Source organism: Clostridium polyendosporum (assembly GCF_018332455.1).
In the GTDB taxonomy this organism is placed as follows: Bacteria; Bacillota; Clostridia; order Clostridiales; family Clostridiaceae; genus Clostridium_AY; species Clostridium_AY polyendosporum.
This window is the reverse complement of sequence record NZ_BOPZ01000026.1, coordinates 35,170-53,672: the sequence shown is the minus strand read 5'-3', so window position 1 is coordinate 53,672 and position 18,503 is coordinate 35,170. Positions and strand designations below refer to the sequence as shown.

The window sequence follows — 18,503 nt, the reverse complement described above, 5'->3', positions numbered from 1 at the left end:
TGTCCTGGACAGTCAACGTGAGCGTAGTGTCTGTTGTCTGTTTGGTACTCAACGTGTGCAGTGTTGATTGTGATTCCTCTTTCCTTTTCTTCTGGTGCCTTATCTATTTCGTCGTACTTGAATGCTTCTGCATATCCTTTGTTTGCTAATACTGATGTAATAGCTGCTGTTAATGTTGTCTTACCGTGGTCTACGTGACCTATTGTTCCAATATTAACGTGTGGTTTATTTCTTTCAAACTTTGCCTTTGCCATTTTTACTTCCTCCTTATTAGATAATAAACCTTGCCTAGCGTTTTGTATTTTCCAAAAAATTGGAGCTCACGAACGGGATCGAACCGTCGACCTCCACCTTACCAAGGTGACGCTCTGCCTACTGAGCTACGTGAGCAATTTATGTAATTAATAATTGATATATAACTTATACCAATTATTAAGTTTACTACCAATGTATTTCTTTGTCAATATTTTTTGTATTTATAAATTATTTAATATTTAAACATTTTTCTAACTTTCTTTTAACTCTCTGAAGTGCATTATCAATTGATTTTGCATGCCTATCTAAATCGCAGGCAATCTCTTGATAAGACTTACCATCAAGGTAAGACATAAGCACTTCCATTTCTAAACTTGATAACACTCTGCCTATTTCTTTTTCTATATGCATCATTTCTTCTTTACTTATAACAAGTTCTTCTGGATCTGTGATCTTGAGTCCTGCCAGTACATCTAAAAGTGTTCTATCAGATTCTTCTTCATAAATCGGTTTATTTAATGAAATATAAGTATTGAGAGGTATGTGTTTTTGTCTTGTTGCAGTCTTAATAGCAGTTATAATCTGCCTTGTAACACATAACTCTGCAAATGCTTTGAAAGAGGTAAGTCTATCTGGGTTAAAATCTCTGATAGCCTTATACAGACCAATCATTCCTTCTTGATAAATATCCTCCTTATCAGCTCCAATAAGAAAGTAAGATTTAGCCTTAGTTTTTACAAAGTTTTCATATTTACTTATTAAATACTCCTGAGCTTTAGTATTTCCACTTTTTGCTTCAATTACTACTTTTTCGTCAGATAAATCTTTAAATTTACCAAAGCTATTATCATTACCTCTCTTCTCCACCTTATCCCCCCCAAAAAACTCCTGCCATTTCTTAATAATTATAAAACAGTAAAACTAATCAAGTCAAGTTATCAATGGCTCCTTCGTATTTTCTCAAGCTTTTCTAGTATATTTTTATCCAGGCTATCTTCAAGTAAATTTTTGTTACCTATTGAGCTTTTTTCAGTGTTTTTTCTTATCTTCGCTTCCACCTTTATCACCTCATGATAAAATTCAATAGAAGACATCCTAACTGCTCCTCTTTGGAATATGGTCTGTTGTTCTAACCAATCAGAAGTTACGACAACTACTTCAACCTTCTTACCAATGTTATTGACTGTTTTCTCAATATAAGCATCAGCGGTTTCACCATCTTTAGTAAAAATAACGGTAATGTATTCAAATTCATCCCTTTTTTCCATATTTCCACCAACCTTATGTGCATCAAAAACTACTACTACCTTGCACAGGTTAAAGCTTGCGTAATTTTGAAGGGTGTCTATGAGCTGCTGCCTAGCAGACTCATAGCTAAAATCCTTTATTTTCTTTAATGTAGGCCAACTATTAATAACATTATATCCATCAATAAAAATGATTTTCACACTATCACTCTACTTCTATTGCATTTTTTTATCAATTCTTGATTTTAATACCTCATACATCATTATACCACCAGCAACAGAAGCGTTTAAAGAGTTTATTTTTCCTACCATAGGTATTTTTACAAGTTTATCACATTTTTCCTTAGTAAGTTTTGACATACCCTTTCCTTCACTGCCTATAACTAAAGCACAAGGTCCTCCAAAATTAGTATTATAGCAATATTCTTCTCCATCAATATCTGCACCATAAACCCATACACCCTGTTCTTTTAACTTATCAATAATAATATTTATATTAGTTACCTTTGCAATTTTCATATGTTCAACTGCACCAGCTGAAGATTTGTATACTGTGGAGGTTACGCCTACATTTCTTCTCTTCGGAATAATTACACCGTGGACTCCACAAAGCTCTGCAGTTCTGATGATTGAACCAAGATTATGCGGATCTTCTAACTCATCAAGTATAATTATAAAAGGAGCTTCCTCCCTTTCGCTTGCTAAACCTAAAATATCTTCAACAGATGAGTATTTAAAAGGAGTAATCATGGCAACAACTCCTTGATGGGCTCCAGTTTCGCTTAAAAAGTCTAACTTCTTTCTATCAACTTCTTTAATGACTATCCCCTTATCTTTAGCCATTCCTAAAATTTTATTTATAGATCCTTCCATGTTACCTTTAGCAACAAAAATTTGTTCTATAGTTCTATCTGACTTCAAAGTTTCTATAACAGCATTTCTGCCCTCAACTATATCTTCTCTTACTGGTCTAGTTTCATTAACTTCATTACCTTCATGACCTTTTATAAATCTCTCACTTTTTCTATCCTCATTATTTTTTGTAAATCTTTCACTTTTTCTATCCTCATTATTTTTTGTAAATCTTTCACTTCTTCTATCCTCGTTACTTCTTGTGAACCTAGTATTCTTTCTATCTTCATTGTTTCTTGTAAACCTTCCAGTCTTTTTTCCTTCATATTCTTTTGTGAATTTTCCACCTTTTTGACTCATATTTGTCATCTCCTAATCTTTAAGTTTTAGAACTTTAAAAAATTATACTTTCATCATCTTGTTAAATACTTTTCTCTAACCTTAACAATTTTACCACAAGTCATTTTCCCCTCTGGACAAGGACCCTGAAGGCAACTTGGACCTGCATATTTAAATAATGTAGGAGCTATACTTCTAACTTCGTCAAGCATCTTATCTGCCATATCCCTTATCTCCCATTGTGCTCTGTGGCAACATCTATGATGAAAGAAATTCAAAAGACTTCTTGCATTCATTGTAAATACAACTTTTGTTTCACACGCATTTGGAAATACATATCTAGCATCTTCAATAGCTTTTTTTTCTGCAGACTTTTCATCTATTCCATTTTCTATATGCTTTTTCTTTAATATATTAGTTAGTTCATCGTATGCCCTTTGACTTTCCTTCATAGCCTTTATGAATACTTCTCTTGCCTTTAAATCATTTTCTATATCTGGAGGTATTATGTATTCAAATTGATCCAACTTCACGTATCTTTGACTCTGTTGGGAATACGAAGCAATTCTATGTCTTACAAGCTGATGACTTAAACTTCTAGAAACTCCCTCTACAGCAAAAGTAAAAGATACATGTTCAACAGGTGACTCATGACCAAATGACATCAACATATTAAGAAATCTTTCTGTATTTTCCTCTGTAAGATTTTCCATTATTCCTTCTACTCCAACAGCACTATAACATAGCTTAGCAGCAGCTGCTATAGTTTTTTCTGGCTCTGGTGTATACTGTATAAGTTTAACCTTTAATGACACTTTTTAACTCCCCCCTTAATCATTAATATTAATGCACTTTAATAGAATTTCTCTTAATCTTTCCTTTTCATTTATTAAAAACAAATACCCAATAAGTGCTTCAAACCCCGTTGCCGCTCTATATTCTCTAACATCTGCATTTTTAGGCACGGTAGAAGATTTAGCATTTCTTCCTCTTTTGTATATAGAAAACTCTTGTTCTGTTAATTGTTCCTCTAAAACTTTTATTATTTCACTTTGAGCATGTGCCTTTACAAAAGAAATTGCCTTTAAATGAACTTTATGTGCTGAAAGCTGGGTATTTGTACTTAAAATATAGTTTCTAATAAAAGCCTCATAAACAGCATCTCCCACCAATGCTAATTGTAACGGATTAAGTCTTATAGCTTCTTCTTTAGAAAAAGATTTATACAATAGACTGTCAAGCATATATTTCTCCTTTTATTTTTAATTATATCCAGTTTAAAATAAACTAATTTAACAATTAATTCATTCCAGAAATCAACCCAAAACATACTTTATCATAATTCACCTATAATTTAAATATCCTCCATCTAACAAATAATTGTTTGGTGGAGGATACTTTTTGAAAAATTTATCAAACATTAGATTTTTATATCTATAAATAATCAACTTCATAACTGAATTGATTAAATATTAAAGTTAGTTATCTTTACTTAAGGTTAATTTTAATTTTTAACTGGTTTAAAAGACATCTCTTTAAATATTTGTTCAAATAAATCCTTTGCTACAGGTGCAGCAATATCTCCTCCGAAGTATTGGCCCTTAGGTTCATCAATAGCAATCAACAAACTCACCTTAGGGTCATCGTATGGTGCTGCTCCTACAAATGAAGCTACATACTTTCCTTCTGAATATCCCTTCCCACCTATATTAGCCTTTTCAGCGGTCCCTGTTTTCCCAGCTATACCATACCCTTCAATATATGCTGCTTTTGCAGAACCAGTTGAAACTACTTGTTCAAGATATCCAGCCAATTCATTTGCTGTCTTTTCACTTATAACCTGCCTTACATTCTTGTCTTGATATGTCTGCACTACATTGCTATTTCCATCCTGGCCAACACTTGACATACTTTTCATTAAATGGGGAGTAGTATACACTCCATTATTCATTACTGTATTCAAGGCAGCAATCAGCTGAACCATTGAAGCAGCATCAGCTTGTCCGAAAGATATAGTAGCTAAGTCTACATTACTCATCTTATTTGTTGGTTTAATTATTCCACTTGTTTCTCCCGGTAAATCAATTCCAACAGGATTACCAAATCCAAATTTGTTTATATACTCATTTAGTTTTTCCTTACCTAACCTTTTTCCAAGTTCAATAAATCCTGGATTGCATGAATTTTTTAGAATATCTACCAAATTTTCTTGACCATGTCCTCCAGGTTTCCAGCAATTTATTGCAACGCCATCTATTATGATATATCCTTTATCATAAAATTGATCATCTTTATAGGTAAGCTCTTCTTCTAAGGCAGCTGCAGTAGTTACTATCTTAAAGGTAGAGCCTGGCTCAACAGCATCATTGACGGCCCAGTTTCTCCAAAGCTGATGTAATTCATCACTAGTTTTCACACCTTTTCGTGGGTCATTAGGATTAAAATCTGGTTTATTAACCATAGATAAAATTTCTCCACTTTTGGGATCCGTAACTATAATACTAACTCCTTTTGCTTTAGTATCTTCCATTGCTTTTTCTGCTGCTTTTTCTGCAATAAATTGTATACTTGCATCAATTGTAAGAGTAATATTCTTACCATTAATAGGTTGAGTAGATATAGGATCATCATATGGTAATTCCTGAGATATTCTATCTACCTCTGAAATCTTAATTCCAGGAACCCCTGTTAAGTCTTTATCATAATACTTTTCTAACCCCAATAGCCCTGAACCATCAGAATCAACTGCACCTAATGCATGGGCTAAAAAATTATTGTTTGGATAATATCTATTAGTATCATTTTCAATAACCATAAAATAATACTGTTTATCGCTTCTTAACTGTTTTACTTTATCTATTACCTCTTTTTTTATCTTTCTTGCTAACTCTAAATCTCTTAAATATCCTCCAACTGCATTTTTCTTTTCCATTGATTTTCTAACATTATCAACATCTAAATTAAGAGCATTAGATATTTCATCAGCTATTATATCCTTTGATTTTTTATATTTTATTGAATACTCATCAAGATTTTGCAAATCTAATCTTACTTTATATACATCTGCACTTACTGCAAGCTCATTTCCATTTCTATCAAGAATACTTCCTCTTTTAGGCATTACCATTAACTCTTTAGTAGATTGCTCTTCTCCTTGAGAAACTAGGAATGATCTGTTAATTATCATTATTCTAAAAAGTTGTGCAAATAAAATAATAAAGACACTTGTTAGAATAGCTATAACAATACCTAATCGCTTATTTTTATGTACTCCTTTCTTTCGTTTCATTACGCTTTCCTCCCTCAATAATGAAAATAATATGTGTTTTTTACCATTAACTTAAATAAACGGATATACAATACATGCTATTAATAAAGGCGGTTATACACCGCCTTTATTCCAATTATTTAAAATTATATGATATATTTGCAAAAATTTCAATTAACTACACTATCCAGCATTACAAGTGATTATACTCAAAATTTTCATTATGAATTATACTACTATCTTATTTGTCCTTCTCCATAAATTATATATTTACATGAAGTAAGTTCTTTTAAACCCATAGGTCCTCTAGCATGAAGTTTTTGAGTAGATATTCCTATCTCTGCTCCAAATCCAAATTGTCCTCCATCAGTAAATCTTGTAGAAGCATTTACGTATACAGCTGCAGCATCTATTTCTCTTAAAAACTTTTGAGAATTAAAATAGTTTTCTGTCACGATACACTCCGAATGCTTAGTACCATGGTTATATATGTGTTCTATAGCTTCATCTATATCCTTAACTACTTTTACTGCAATGATAAGGTCAAGATATTCAGTATCCCAATCCTCATCTCTCGCTTCTTCGCATGCTATTATAGCTCTAGTCTTCTCACATCCCCTAAGTTCAACACCCTTATCTTGAAGAGCTTTTTTTATTAACGGTAGGAAGTTGTCTGCTATCTTTTCGTGAACTAATATGTTTTCTATAGCATTGCAAACAGCAGGTCTTTGAGTCTTTCCATTTATTATTATATCCTCAGCCATTTTGAAATCTGCAGTTTCATCAACAAAAACATGGCAGTTTCCAACTCCTGTTTCAATAACTGGAATAGATGCATTTTGTACTACTGCATTGATTAGACCAGCACCACCTCTTGGAATTAAAACATCTATATATCCATTAAGTCTCATCATAGCATTTGCTGCTTCTCTTTCAGTAACATCTAAGAGAGTTATTGTTCCCTCTGGTAATCCAGCTTCTTCAGCAGCCTTCGATATTATTTCACTGATCTTTACATTTGAGTTAATAGCCTCAGAACCACCTCTTAAAACACAAGCATTACCACTTTTTATACATAATGCAGCAGCATCTACAGTAACATTTGGTCTTGCTTCATAAATCATACCTACTACTCCTAAAGGAACTCTTATTTGATTTATTTGAAGACCATTAGGTGTTTTAAATGCTCTTAAACTTTCTCCAACAGGATCAGCTAATGATACTACCTGTTCTAATCCAACAGCCATCTCCTGTATTCTTTTTTCATTTAACATTAATCTATCAAGCAGAGCCTTAGAAACACCTCTATCTTCTCCATTTTTCAAATCTCTCTTATTAGCTTCAACTATATCATTAATATTATCTCTTAAAGCTTTGGCCATATTTAAAAGAGCCTTATCTTTAATATCTGTACTTAACGTGGCCATAACTCTTGATGCTCTTTTAGCTTTTTCTGCCTTAGAAATTACATATTGTCTATAATCCATAACCATCCTCCTTACAATACCATAACCATATTATTTCTATGAACTACTTCGTCATAATGTTTATAACCTAAAACTTCTTCAATGTTATTAGATTCTATACCTAAGATTTTGCTTAAATCCTGAGAATTATAGCTGGTAATACCATGAGCCAACTTTTCTCCCTTAATATTTAATATCGCTATAGGATCTCCTTCATCGAACTTCCCTTCAACTTTTACTATACCCTTTGCAAGTAAGCTTTTGTGATTTTTTATAGCCAGTTCCGCTCCCTCATCTATATAAATATAGCCTTGAGGCAAGACTTCAAATGCTAGCCAGTGTTTTCTTCTCTTTAGAGGACATTCATCTCCTTGAAAAAGAGTTCCTATTTCTTCACCTTCGATAGCTCTTACAAGCGCATTAGGAGTTGATCCATTCAATATCATCATGGAACTTCCTGAAGCTACTGAAATCTTTGCGGCCTTTATTTTAGTTGCCATGCCACCTGTACCTAAACTACTTCCGGCTCCACCAGCCATTGCTTCAATTTCTTTAGTTATCTTAGGAACAAATTTTATAAGCTTTGCATCTTTATTGTCTTTTGGGTTAGAATCATATAACCCATCTATATCTGATAAAATAATAAGAAGATCTGCTTCTACTAACGAAGCTACCATAGCAGATAAGGTATCATTATCTCCAAACTTAATTTCTTCTACAGAAATAGCATCATTTTCATTAACAATTGGTACTGCACCTAAGTCAAGAAGGGCAAAAAAAGTATTTCTAGCATTTAAAAATCTCTGCCTATGACTCATATCATCTCTAGTCAAAAGAATTTGTGCCGTTATTTTTCCATATTCAGAAAATAACTTTTGATACATGTGTAGAAGAGCTACTTGCCCTACTGCTGCACAAGCCTGCTTTTCTGGCATAGCTTTAGGTTTCTCTTTATAACCTAATACTCCAATACCAGCCCCTATAGCACCTGAAGTAACTAATACTACTTCAATTCCCCTATTATGTATATCAGTAAGCTGTCTTACCAAGTTTTCTATTCTAACTAAATTTAATAATCCTGTAGCATGAGTTAAACTTGAAGTACCAACTTTCACTACAATCCTTTTAATATTTTCAAATCTACTCAACAATCTCACCCCCTAATGAAAGTAAAAAAATGTAACTCATTCACTTCGATGTACGCTTCGGTCCACAAAGATTTCTCTCCTTGTCGGCTGTTAACTTCTTAAAGGCCAACCCTAGCTATCGTTGGAACAGTTGCCCTTCTTAACGAAGTCACCTTTAACCAAGAAGGAAATTATAATTGTTCACTCGAAGCTACCCCTCTATGACTGAGTTACATTTGCCTCTAGCATTTCTTAAAATCTAATTTAATTATAAACTTTTTTATGAATAAACTTCTATATTTTCTTCCATCTTACACCTTGTGGTGTATCTTCAAGAACTATTCCTCTAGCTTTCAAGTCATCTCTTATCTTATCTGAAAGAGCCCAATTCTTTGTCTTTCTAGCTTCTTGTCTTTGTTCTATAAGTCTTTCTATTTCCTCTTCGATACTTTCTTTTGTGGACTTTTGGAGCATACCAAGTGGAGCACCAAGCTCTCTTATAAGCTCAAGAGAAGCCTTTATAACACTCTTTGAAGATCCTATATTTATATTTGTATTAATATCTTTAATTAAATCAAAAATAGCTGTAATAGCATCTGCTGTATTAAAGTCATCATCCATCTTTTCAATATACTTATCTCTATGCTTTACTAACTCCTTAAGGTAAGCTTCTTCCTCACCGCTCATCTCTTCTTTTTGAACCTCTTCAAGAAGATGCTCAAGATTACTTATTGCATTGTATAATCTCTCAACTGAAGCCTTCGCTGACTCTAAAAGTTCTTCACTGAAGTTAACTTGTTGTCTATAATGAGCTGAAAGCATTAGAAATCTAATGATATCAGCATCATACTTTTCTAATATTTCTCTAGCTGTAAAGAAATTATTTAGAGATTTAGACATTTTTTGATTATTCACATTTACAAAGGCTGAATGCAGCCAATATCTTGCAAAAGGTTCTCCATTTAAAGCTTCACTTTGAGCGATTTCATTTTCATGATGTGGGAAAACCAAATCTGACCCTCCAGCATGAATATCAATGGTTTCTCCTAAAATCTTTTTAACCATACATGAGCATTCTATATGCCATCCTGGTCTTCCCATACCCCATGGACTCTTCCAAGCTGGCTCTCCCGGTTTTTGCGCCTTCCAAATTGCAAAATCCATCGGATCATTCTTTCTTTCATCTACATTTATTCTTGCTCCTAATTGAAGATCATCAAGATTTTGTCCTGAAAGTTTTCCATAGCTCTGGAATTTCTTTGTTGAAAAATATACATCTCCGTTTACTTCATAAGCATATCCCTTATCTATTAGCCCTTTTACAAAGGCTATGATTTCCTGAATATATTCCGTTGCTCTTGGATTAACAGTTGCCCTCTCTATATTAAGAGCATCAGCATCTTTGTAATACTCATTTATATATTTATCTCCAAGCTCTTTAACAGTAGTGCCTTCTTCATTAGCTTTTTTAATCATCTTATCGTCTATATCTGTAAAATTTTGAATAAACTTTACCTTGTAGCCTCTATACTCAAAGTATCTTCTTATTGTATCAAATACTATAAAAGTTCTACCGTTCCCTATATGGAAGAAATTGTATACTGTAGGTCCACAAACATACATCTTGACCTCACCTGTCACTATTGGGACGAACTCTTCTTTCTTATTCGTAAGAGTGTTATATACTCTGATCACCACTATACCTCCTTTTCTCAATTAACAATTAAAAATTTTCACTTATAACAGCAGCGGATAGAATTCACAAAAGCCAAATTTCTATCTAAATTTACTATTATATTCTTAAAATTGTTAATCTAGTATATCTAAATCTTTTTTAATTAAATACTCTTCAATCTTAATTATCTTAAACTCAATTAATTAACTTAAAATTGTTCTTTTACCTTATTATATACATCCTGTATATTTATTACCTCAATATCAGAAGAATTTCTAAGCTTAAATTCAACCTGTCCTTCACTTATCTTCTTTCCAATAGTTATTCTCATCGGAATTCCCATAAGGTCTGAATCCTTAAACTTCACTCCCGCTCTTTCATTTCTATCATCCATAATTACATCGACACCAGCAGTTCTAAGCTTTTGATACATTTCTTCAGCAACTTTCATTTGAAGTTCATCCTTTATATTTACTGGGATTAACGAAACATGATATGGTGCAACAGAGATTGGCCATATAATACCATTTTCGTCGTGATGCTGTTCTATTATTGAAGCCATAGTTCTTGTAACACCAATACCATAGCAACCCATAATAAATGGTTTAGATTCTCCATTTTCATCTATGAAAGTAGCATTCATAGCTTCTGAATATTTTGTTCCAAGCTTAAATATATGTCCTACTTCCGTTCCTCTAGCAATTGTTATTGTTTCTCCACAACGTGGACACTTTTCTCCTACAGTTATGTTTCTATAGTCTCCAACTTTGCCTTCGAAATCCCTTCCGTAGTTTACATTTTCATAGTGATATCCTGTTTCATTAGCACCAACTACAAAATTAAACATGTTTGCAACTTCTATATCAACTAAAAGTTCATCTACTTTTATTCCTACAGGACCAGCAAAACCAACTTGAGCACCAGTAGCCTTCATTACTGACTCAACATCTGCCATTTCAAATTCGGTAGTTCCACCTAAAGCATTTGAAACCTTTGTTTCATTTACTTCTCTATCTCCTCTTATCATAACAGCAACAATTTTTCCATCAGCCTTATAGATAAGAGTTTTAGCGAAATTCTTTTCTGATGTATTAAAGAACTTTACAAGATCTTCTATAGTTCTAGTATTTGGAGTTTCAATCTTATTAAGTTCCTTCATTTCTTCCTTTTCACCCATCTCTGGAGTTGATGAAGCTTTTTCTATATTAGCAGCATAATCACAAGCTGTACAAAAAACTACATCGTCTTCTCCAACTTCAGACTTAACCATAAATTCTGCTGAATTTGAACCTCCTATAGCACCTGAATCTGCTTCAACACACTTTGCATCTAATCCACATCTGTTAAATATATTAACATAAGCTTCATACATCTTGTTGTATGAAACATCTAATCCTGCTTCATCCTTATCAAAACTATAAGCATCCTTCATTACAAATTCTCTTGATCTCATTACACCAAATCTTGGTCTTCTCTCATCCCTATACTTAGTTTGAATTTGATAAAGATTTACTGGTAGTTGCTTATATGACTTTATTTCATTTCTAGCTATATCAGTAAATACTTCCTCATGAGTTGGCCCAAGGCAGAACTCTCTATCATTTCTGTCTTTTAATCTAAACATCTCTGCACCGTAAGCATCCCATCTTCCTGATTCTTTCCAAAGTTCAGATGGAAGTAATGCTGATGCTAAAAACTCTTGTGCTCCAGCGTTATTCATTTCTTCTCTAACTATATTTTGAACGTTCTTCAAAACCTTAAGTCCTAATGGCATAAAATTATATATACCTGAAGCCATCTTTCTCATCATTCCTGCTCTAAGCATAAGCTTATGGCTTTCTATTTCTGCTTCTGCTGGCACTTCTCTCAGTGTAGATACTAGCATATTTGACATTTTCATAAGCAATTCCTCCTAATTCACTATGTATTAACTATTATTTCCAAATATATAAAAAAGTCCGCCCCTATATTAGGGCGAACTTACAGTCGCGGTACCACCTAAATTTGTACTCAAAAATGATAACGGTATTAAACCGATAGTTTTTGCCTACAACTCAGAAGTGGGTTCAAAGCTGGCGAAAATCTTTCAGCCAAGGATCTTCTCTCTGTATGATAGCTCCTACTATTCTTCTTCACTGCTTTGCAATATTAAGTTTAGCCTAATTTATTATACATACTTTAAATATTACTGTCAATATTCTGAAAATATGAAGTTACTATATACAGATTACACTTACTTAATACAATATTCCTTTGAAAGTTTTTCTGCTAAAATCAAATCCTCTGGAGTAGTTACTTTTAAATTAGTATACTCTCCTTCATACAAGTAAACTTTCTCTCCAAAAATTTCTATAGCCATAGTATCATCAGTAACTGTTATTCCTTCTTTACTGATATTTTCATGACATCTTATTATAGTTTCATATCTAAAACACTGTGGAGTTTGGACAGCACACAAAGTTCTTCTATCAGGAGTATTCTGTGAAAATCCAGCCTCTCCCTTTATCTTTATTGTGTCTTTTGGGGTAACCCCTGGAGCAGCAGCTCCATATTTTCTAGCAAAATGAACTCCATCTTCTATAATTCTTTTAGAAACAAAAGGCCGTGCACCATCATGTATAAGTACTATATCACAGTTTTCAAGTACCTTTAATCCATTATATACAGAATCCTGTCTTTCTGAGCCACCTTCAACTATTTTTGAAACAGTGATAGAAAACTTATCCAACACCTCACTCTTACAAAATTCAATCTCACTTTTAGGTAATACCAATATTATCTCATCTATAAAATTACATTGTGTAAAAGTCTTTAAAGTGTAATAAAGTAAAGGTTTATCATTTACTTTAATAAACTGCTTTGATAAGCAACTTCCCATCCTAGTTCCTCTGCCACCTGCCAAAACTATTGCACAAACCTTTCCCATATTGACTTCCTTTCTAAACTTCCTTTTGTTTTGCAAATATCATTCTTCCTGCTGCTGTTTGGAGTACAGAAGTGACTGTTACATCAATCTCTTCACCAATAAACTTTCTTCCGCCTTCTACAACAATCATAGTTCCATCATCAAGATAAGCAACACCTTGATTAGCTTCTTTACCATCCTTAACAATGGTTAGCTTCATATCCTCACCTGGTAACACTACAGGCTTTATAGCATTAGCGAGTTCATTTATGTTTAAAACAGGAACTCCTTGAAATTCTGCTACCTTGTTAAGATTGTAGTCATTCGTTATTACCTTTCCGCCTAAAGTTTGAGCAAGTTTTAAGAGCTTTGAATCAACTTCGGAAATTTCCGGAAAATCACCTTCCCAGTTTTGAACTTCTATACTTAACTCTTTTTGTATTCTATTAAGTATATCTAATCCTCTTCTTCCTCTATTTCTTTTAAGAGTATCTGATGAATCAGAAATGTGTCTAAGTTCATCTAATACAAAATTAGCAATAACTAAAGGTCCTTCAATAAAACCTGTTTGGCATAAATCAAAGATTCTTCCATCAATAATAACTGAAGTATCCAAAACCTTAGAAAACACCTTAATACTTTGTTTATTTTTCTTATCCTTTGAAGAACCTTTTTTTAATCCTCCAAAAATAGAAAGAATATCATCTTTTTTCTTTACTGAAATATCAGCTCCTATAATACCTGCTATAAGGTTTATAAGGATAAAAAGTACTGGTCCTATGACATCATTAATTTTGTTTAAAACTCTATTAAGTGGAACCATAAAAAGTGATGCAATAATTAAAGATACTATGGCTCCTATTGCACCAAAAATAATTTCGCTAGCTGTAAGCTTTTGCATATTATTCTCAATAGAATCTATTAACTTTGCAATTCCTAAATATAAGAGCGGAGAAACAATAAAAAGTATGAGTCCAAAAATGATTGTAAATAAAGTATAAAAAATCACTGCCCATACTGGTTCTTTTACTAAAGGAAACATAGATACAACATAGTCCAACCTTATTAATGCATCTATTGTAAAGAAGCCTAAAAATAAGCCTATAACTGTAAATATGAGCCTAAAAAGCTTTTTTATCAAAAAATTCACCTCCTAATATATTAAGTATTTCCATCAATTTGAAAATACATTCTATCATAATTGCTGTAATTACATATATATCTTACCATTTTAATTATACCATACGGAAAAATATACTAAAATCTAAAAAATTCTGATTTCATGAAATGTTAAAAATTACTCAACATTACCCCCTGTAAAAAGAAATTTAATTGTTTTAATATAATATCAAGAAACGGAAACCAGAAGCTTATTGACAAAATTATCAGAAAATATTTATAATTAAATTGACAGTCAACCTATATTTGTTAAAGGAGTGAGACTGATGAAAGATGTTATCTTTGATAATTTTCAAGATGTAGTCCAAGAATCCCTATTAAGACATAAAAGTATATTGGATATATTGACAAAATATCAAGAATCAACCGCTAGAGTAAATAGAGCAGTTGCAAAAGCAGTTACAAATTGTGGATGTGTAAAAATGACTGCTGAAAAACAATGTCTTCCAAAAGAAAACGATTCTATAGAAGCTTTAGATAAATGTTTGAAGAGTCACCTTAATGGAGACCTCTGTGACAGTTGTAGAGAGGTTATAGAAAGAGAGATAGGCAACAACATATTCTACTTAACTTCTCTTTGCAATGCCTTAGATTTAAACCTTTACGATATCCTCATTAGGGAATTTGATAAAATAAACACGCTCGGAAAATTTACTTTTAGATAACATATTAGCAGGAGTGATCCTGCTAATATGTTTTTATAATTGTTTATTTAGTGAAACCTGCTCTTTAATTCTTCTTAGTCCATTTCTTATTGCTCTTGCTCTGGCCTCACCAATTCCTTCAACTAAATCTAAATCGTCAGTGTTGGCTTCAAGTACACCCTTTAATTCTTTAAAATGTTTTATGAGATTATCTATAACACTAGCAGGTATTCTTGGAACTTTATTTAATATCCTATGTCCTCTAGGTGAAATTAGAGTATCTACCAACGGAACTCCAACATATCCCATTTCCCTAGCAATAAGTTCTAAATCAAGTAGCTCCTCTGCTGAGAATTTCTGCATCTCTTTATATATCTCATTATACTCTAAATCACGCTGACAGTAATCTCTTATAAGCAATAATCCATCCTGCTCTATATTTCTAACTAACTCATTAAGCTGCATAGAAATCAATCTTCCTTCATTTCCAAGTTCCACAATGTATCTTTCTATTTCACTTACTATTCTCATCACCATTTCAGTTCTTTGAACAGCAGTAACCACATCAAAAAGAGTAACTAAATCCTGAAACTCAAGAAGGTTTAAATTATTTATAACCCTATCCAATACTGAAACATACTTTTCCAAAGTTTGAATGGCTTGATTAGCTCTTCCTAAAATAACACTGCTTTCTCTTAAAACATATTTTAAATCACCTTTATAAATAGTTATTATATTTCTTCTCTGAGAAATAGCAACGCTAATAAATCCTGTTTGTTTTGCTACTCTTTGAGCTGTTCTATGCCTAGTACCAGTTTCAAAAGTAGGTATTCCAGAGTCAGGTACTAATTGAGTATTAGCACAAACTATTTTCTTTAGATCTGAACTAATAACTATAGCGCCATCCATCTTAGCTAATTCATATATGTATGAAGGAGTATAATCTGCATTTATGGTAAATCCACCATCTACAATTTTCATCACTTCTTCACTATCACTCAATACTATAAGACCACCAGTTTTGGCTCTAAGTATGTTTTCAAGGCCCTCTCTAAGTTGAGTTCCTGGGCCAACAATCCTTAAGATATTCTTTATTTCCTTATCACTTTCTATCCTCATACACTCACCCAATCTATTAGAAAATCTTGCTAATTGCTTCCTTAACTGTCTTTACCCCTATAACATTTAGCTTATCATTCGTTATCTTCTCCATATTTCTAAATGGTACTATAACATTTGTAAAACCCATTTTTTCAGCTTCATTTACAAGACGATCGCAATGAGTAACTGGTCTTATCTCTCCAGTAAGACCTACCTCTCCTATAACCATAGCCTTTTCTAACGCACAGGCCTTTCCTTTAGAAGATGATATCAATGCAAGGGCTATACCTAAATCTGCTGTAGTTCCTTCTATATTTAAACCTCCAACTACATTCATATATACATCGCTATTATAGAATGGTATTTTAAGTTTCTTTTCTAAAACAGCTAACATGAGGTTTAATCTTGAGTTATCTATACCTACAGGTGTTCTTCTTGGCATTATAGCTTTAGTTTCTGTAACAAGAGCTTGTATTTCTACTAGTATAGGTCTTGTTCCTTCCATTATTCCTATAACCATAGAACCTTCCTGATTATAACTTGTGTCTTCAAGGAACATACGAGAAGGATCATAGATCTGCATGAGTCCCTCTTCTCTCATTTCAAATACACCTATCTCACTAGTAGTTCCAAATCTATTTTTCATGGTTCTTAAAATCCTAAAATCCTCAGTTCTCTCACCTTCAAAAGAAAGAACTGTATCTACCATGTGTTCTAAAACTCTTGGTCCTGCTAGCTCACCTTGCTTTGTAACATGGGCTACTATAAATAGTGGAATGTTATTACTTTTTGCTAATCTCATAATAATATTTGAGCATTCTCTCACTTGTGAGACACTCCCTGGTGCTGAAGTTACTCCTTCTTTATAAACAGTCTGAATAGAATCTATTATTACGAATATAGGCTTCAACTCATTTATATACGCTTCTATTATATCCATATTTGTTTCTGAAACTATATAAAGATTAGAAGCCTGAACTTCTAAACGGTCCCCCCGTATCTTTATCTGCTCTTCAGATTCTTCTCCTGATATATATAGAACGTTACCATATTTTTGAGATATGTTATTTGCAGTTTGAAGAAGAAGCGTTGATTTTCCTATACCCGGATCCCCTGAAATTAATGTTAAAGAACCTTTTACAAGACCTCCTCCAAGTACTCTGTTAAGCTCTGAGATACCAGTATCATATCTTTCCTTTTCTCCTGACTTAATCTGTCCTATTGCCTTTGGAGAACTAATTGCCTTAATAGGAATAGTTGATTTTTCAATCTTTTTTTCTTTAACTTCCTCAACCATTGAATTCCAAGCACTACATGAAGGGCATTTTCCAAGCCATTTAAGTGATTCATACCCACACTGCTGACAAACATAAAAAGTTCTAACCTTAGCCATATCTACCACTCCACCACATCTACTCATAATACTTTAGTATACATTAGCATGTGTTCATATTTTATAAAACTATAAACATTTAAACAATATTTATAATATCATATATTTAAATAAATATCCTAACTAAGTAAAAAAATTTAACAACATTTAAAAACTAAAACTATTTAACAAAACGATAAATTAATATTAATATTATCGCATCTTTCCTTCTCTCCTAGAAATATTAACTTCTAAAATGTACTTATCAGATCTATAAATTGATTCCTCTACAAACAAAAGTTTTCCTTCTCTAGTCATTGTCCTCGAGTGTATTTGAAGTAGAGGAACTTCTCCTTCTAGATTAAATAGTGTTTTGTAATCTTCATTCATTATGACTGCCTTAATTGAGGATTCAGTATAATCTATTTTATATCCAAATTTCTCTAAAAGTTTATACAGTGAACCTTTAAGCATTTCTTCATCTATGTACCCACAATAATCACAAGGTATATAGACAATCTCATTTGCAACACTTTCACCATCAACCGTTCTCATTCTATTTATTTTATAAACCTGTTCAAATGGAAATACATCCAACAACTCCTCTGGAGTATGAATAATCTCAAATTCCAAAACCTTTGTTTCAAGTTTTCTGCCCAACTTCTTAATAATCTCAGAAAAACTCATCATATCCTTTTGTTTTACCTTAGGCTCACATACGAAAGTCCCTTTTCCTTTTTCTCTTATCAGCATACCTTCTTGCACAAGTTCTCCAAGTGCCTGTCTAATAGTCATTCTGCTCACTTCATATCTTTCTGAAAGTTCTCTTTCACTGTCTATACATTGACCAACCTTCCATACACCATGAGCTATTTTCTTTTTTATATCTTCCTTTAACTGATAATAAACCGGTATAGGACTATTCTTATCTATCACAGATTCTTCCCTCCTACTTAAAATATTAATACTAAGTAAATCACTATATATTTTATTTATTGTATTATTTAATAATTTTATTTATAAAAATAACTATATCATATATATATATACAACTTTATAATAATTTTATTTTT

At 32.5% G+C, this 18,503-nt stretch carries 17 protein-coding genes and 1 tRNA gene; 1 reads left to right on the top strand and 17 read right to left on the bottom strand.

The window, feature by feature from the left end:
• From CPJCM30710_RS13775 to CPJCM30710_RS13710, 14 genes are all read right to left on the bottom strand, one after another.
• Nucleotides 1–254, bottom strand: a 254-nt coding sequence (locus CPJCM30710_RS13775) for a GTP-binding protein (protein WP_246503545.1), incomplete at its 3' end; no start/stop codon positions are given.
• 60 nt (nt 255–314) lie between these two features.
• Nucleotides 315–390, bottom strand: a tRNA-Thr gene (locus CPJCM30710_RS13770).
• Nucleotides 391–483: 93 nt separating this feature from the next.
• Nucleotides 484–1,122 carry an RNA polymerase sporulation sigma factor SigH gene (sigH, locus tag CPJCM30710_RS13765; RefSeq protein WP_212904749.1) on the bottom strand — a complete coding sequence of 213 codons (639 nt, stop codon included), beginning with the start codon at nt 1,120–1,122 and terminating at the stop codon, nt 484–486.
• A gap of 71 nt (nt 1,123–1,193) precedes the next feature.
• Nucleotides 1,194–1,703, bottom strand: coding sequence for an NYN domain-containing protein (locus tag CPJCM30710_RS13760; RefSeq protein ID WP_212904748.1), 510 nt, complete (start codon nt 1,701–1,703; stop codon nt 1,194–1,196).
• Nucleotides 1,704–1,718: 15 nt separating this feature from the next.
• On the bottom strand, nt 1,719–2,714 hold the full coding sequence (rlmB, locus tag CPJCM30710_RS13755; protein ID WP_212904747.1) for a 23S rRNA (guanosine(2251)-2'-O)-methyltransferase RlmB: 996 nt from the start codon (nt 2,712–2,714) through the stop codon (nt 1,719–1,721).
• 53 nt (nt 2,715–2,767) lie between these two features.
• Nucleotides 2,768–3,508, bottom strand: coding sequence for an FAD-dependent thymidylate synthase (thyX, locus tag CPJCM30710_RS13750; protein WP_212904746.1), 741 nt, complete (start codon nt 3,506–3,508; stop codon nt 2,768–2,770).
• A gap of 15 nt (nt 3,509–3,523) precedes the next feature.
• Nucleotides 3,524–3,937 (bottom strand): Mini-ribonuclease 3, encoded by a 414-nt coding sequence (locus CPJCM30710_RS13745; protein WP_212904745.1) that lies wholly within the window; start codon nt 3,935–3,937, stop codon nt 3,524–3,526.
• 260 nt (nt 3,938–4,197) lie between these two features.
• Entirely contained in the window at nt 4,198–5,982 is a 1,785-nt protein-coding gene (locus CPJCM30710_RS13740) for a penicillin-binding transpeptidase domain-containing protein (RefSeq protein ID WP_212904744.1), read from the bottom strand.
• 215 nt (nt 5,983–6,197) lie between these two features.
• Nucleotides 6,198–7,448, bottom strand: coding sequence for a glutamate-5-semialdehyde dehydrogenase (locus CPJCM30710_RS13735; RefSeq protein ID WP_212904743.1), 1,251 nt, complete (start codon nt 7,446–7,448; stop codon nt 6,198–6,200).
• A gap of 11 nt (nt 7,449–7,459) precedes the next feature.
• A complete protein-coding gene (proB, locus tag CPJCM30710_RS13730) occupies nt 7,460–8,575 on the bottom strand; it encodes a glutamate 5-kinase (RefSeq protein WP_407644997.1) in 1,116 nt (371 codons plus the stop codon).
• A gap of 273 nt (nt 8,576–8,848) precedes the next feature.
• Nucleotides 8,849–10,246 (bottom strand): cysteine--tRNA ligase, encoded by a 1,398-nt coding sequence (cysS, locus tag CPJCM30710_RS13725; RefSeq protein ID WP_212904752.1) that lies wholly within the window; start codon nt 10,244–10,246, stop codon nt 8,849–8,851.
• Between the two features lie 191 nt (nt 10,247–10,437).
• Nucleotides 10,438–12,129 carry a proline--tRNA ligase gene (locus CPJCM30710_RS13720; protein WP_212904741.1) on the bottom strand — a complete coding sequence of 564 codons (1,692 nt, stop codon included), beginning with the start codon at nt 12,127–12,129 and terminating at the stop codon, nt 10,438–10,440.
• 333 nt (nt 12,130–12,462) lie between these two features.
• Nucleotides 12,463–13,155: a 2-C-methyl-D-erythritol 4-phosphate cytidylyltransferase gene (ispD, locus tag CPJCM30710_RS13715; protein ID WP_212904740.1), complete on the bottom strand. Its 693-nt coding sequence runs from the start codon at nt 13,153–13,155 to the stop codon at nt 12,463–12,465.
• Between the two features lie 13 nt (nt 13,156–13,168).
• Nucleotides 13,169–14,275: a PIN/TRAM domain-containing protein gene (locus CPJCM30710_RS13710; RefSeq protein WP_212904739.1), complete on the bottom strand. Its 1,107-nt coding sequence runs from the start codon at nt 14,273–14,275 to the stop codon at nt 13,169–13,171.
• A gap of 304 nt (nt 14,276–14,579) precedes the next feature.
• Between CPJCM30710_RS13710 and CPJCM30710_RS13705 the strand changes: the two genes are divergently transcribed.
• A complete protein-coding gene (locus CPJCM30710_RS13705) occupies nt 14,580–14,978 on the top strand; it encodes a nucleoside triphosphate pyrophosphohydrolase family protein (RefSeq protein WP_212904738.1) in 399 nt (132 codons plus the stop codon).
• A gap of 33 nt (nt 14,979–15,011) precedes the next feature.
• Here the strand turns inward: CPJCM30710_RS13705 and disA are convergent, their stop codons facing one another.
• The 3 genes from disA to CPJCM30710_RS13690 all read right to left on the bottom strand — a co-directional run bounded on the left by disA (nt 15,012) and on the right by CPJCM30710_RS13690 (nt 18,366).
• Nucleotides 15,012–16,076: a DNA integrity scanning diadenylate cyclase DisA gene (gene disA, locus CPJCM30710_RS13700; protein WP_212904737.1), complete on the bottom strand. Its 1,065-nt coding sequence runs from the start codon at nt 16,074–16,076 to the stop codon at nt 15,012–15,014.
• Nucleotides 16,077–16,092: 16 nt separating this feature from the next.
• Entirely contained in the window at nt 16,093–17,451 is a 1,359-nt protein-coding gene (gene radA, locus CPJCM30710_RS13695; protein WP_212904736.1) for a DNA repair protein RadA, read from the bottom strand.
• A 192-nt stretch (nt 17,452–17,643) separates the two neighbouring features.
• Complete coding sequence (locus CPJCM30710_RS13690; RefSeq protein WP_212904735.1) at nt 17,644–18,366, bottom strand: GntR family transcriptional regulator; 723 nt, start codon at nt 18,364–18,366, stop codon at nt 17,644–17,646.
• Nucleotides 18,367–18,503: the final 137 nt, after the last annotated feature.

Bases quoted from the DNA above. Each gene is read 5' to 3' on its own strand.
- CPJCM30710_RS13745 (WP_212904745.1), bottom strand. From the start codon at position 3,937: ATGCTTGACAGTCTATTGTATAAATCTTTTTCTAAAGAAGAAGCTATA.
- ispD (WP_212904740.1), bottom strand. From the start codon at position 13,155: ATGGGAAAGGTTTGTGCAATAGTTTTGGCAGGTGGCAGAGGAACTAGG.
- CPJCM30710_RS13720 (WP_212904741.1), bottom strand. From the start codon at position 12,129: ATGAAAATGTCAAATATGCTAGTATCTACACTGAGAGAAGTGCCAGCA.
- disA (WP_212904737.1), bottom strand. From the start codon at position 16,076: ATGAGGATAGAAAGTGATAAGGAAATAAAGAATATCTTAAGGATTGTT.
- radA (WP_212904736.1), bottom strand. From the start codon at position 17,451: ATGGCTAAGGTTAGAACTTTTTATGTTTGTCAGCAGTGTGGGTATGAA.
- CPJCM30710_RS13740 (WP_212904744.1), bottom strand. From the start codon at position 5,982: ATGAAACGAAAGAAAGGAGTACATAAAAATAAGCGATTAGGTATTGTT.
- rlmB (WP_212904747.1), bottom strand. From the start codon at position 2,714: ATGAGTCAAAAAGGTGGAAAATTCACAAAAGAATATGAAGGAAAAAAG.
- CPJCM30710_RS13735 (WP_212904743.1), bottom strand. From the start codon at position 7,448: ATGGATTATAGACAATATGTAATTTCTAAGGCAGAAAAAGCTAAAAGA.
- CPJCM30710_RS13705 (WP_212904738.1), top strand. From the start codon at position 14,580: ATGAAAGATGTTATCTTTGATAATTTTCAAGATGTAGTCCAAGAATCC.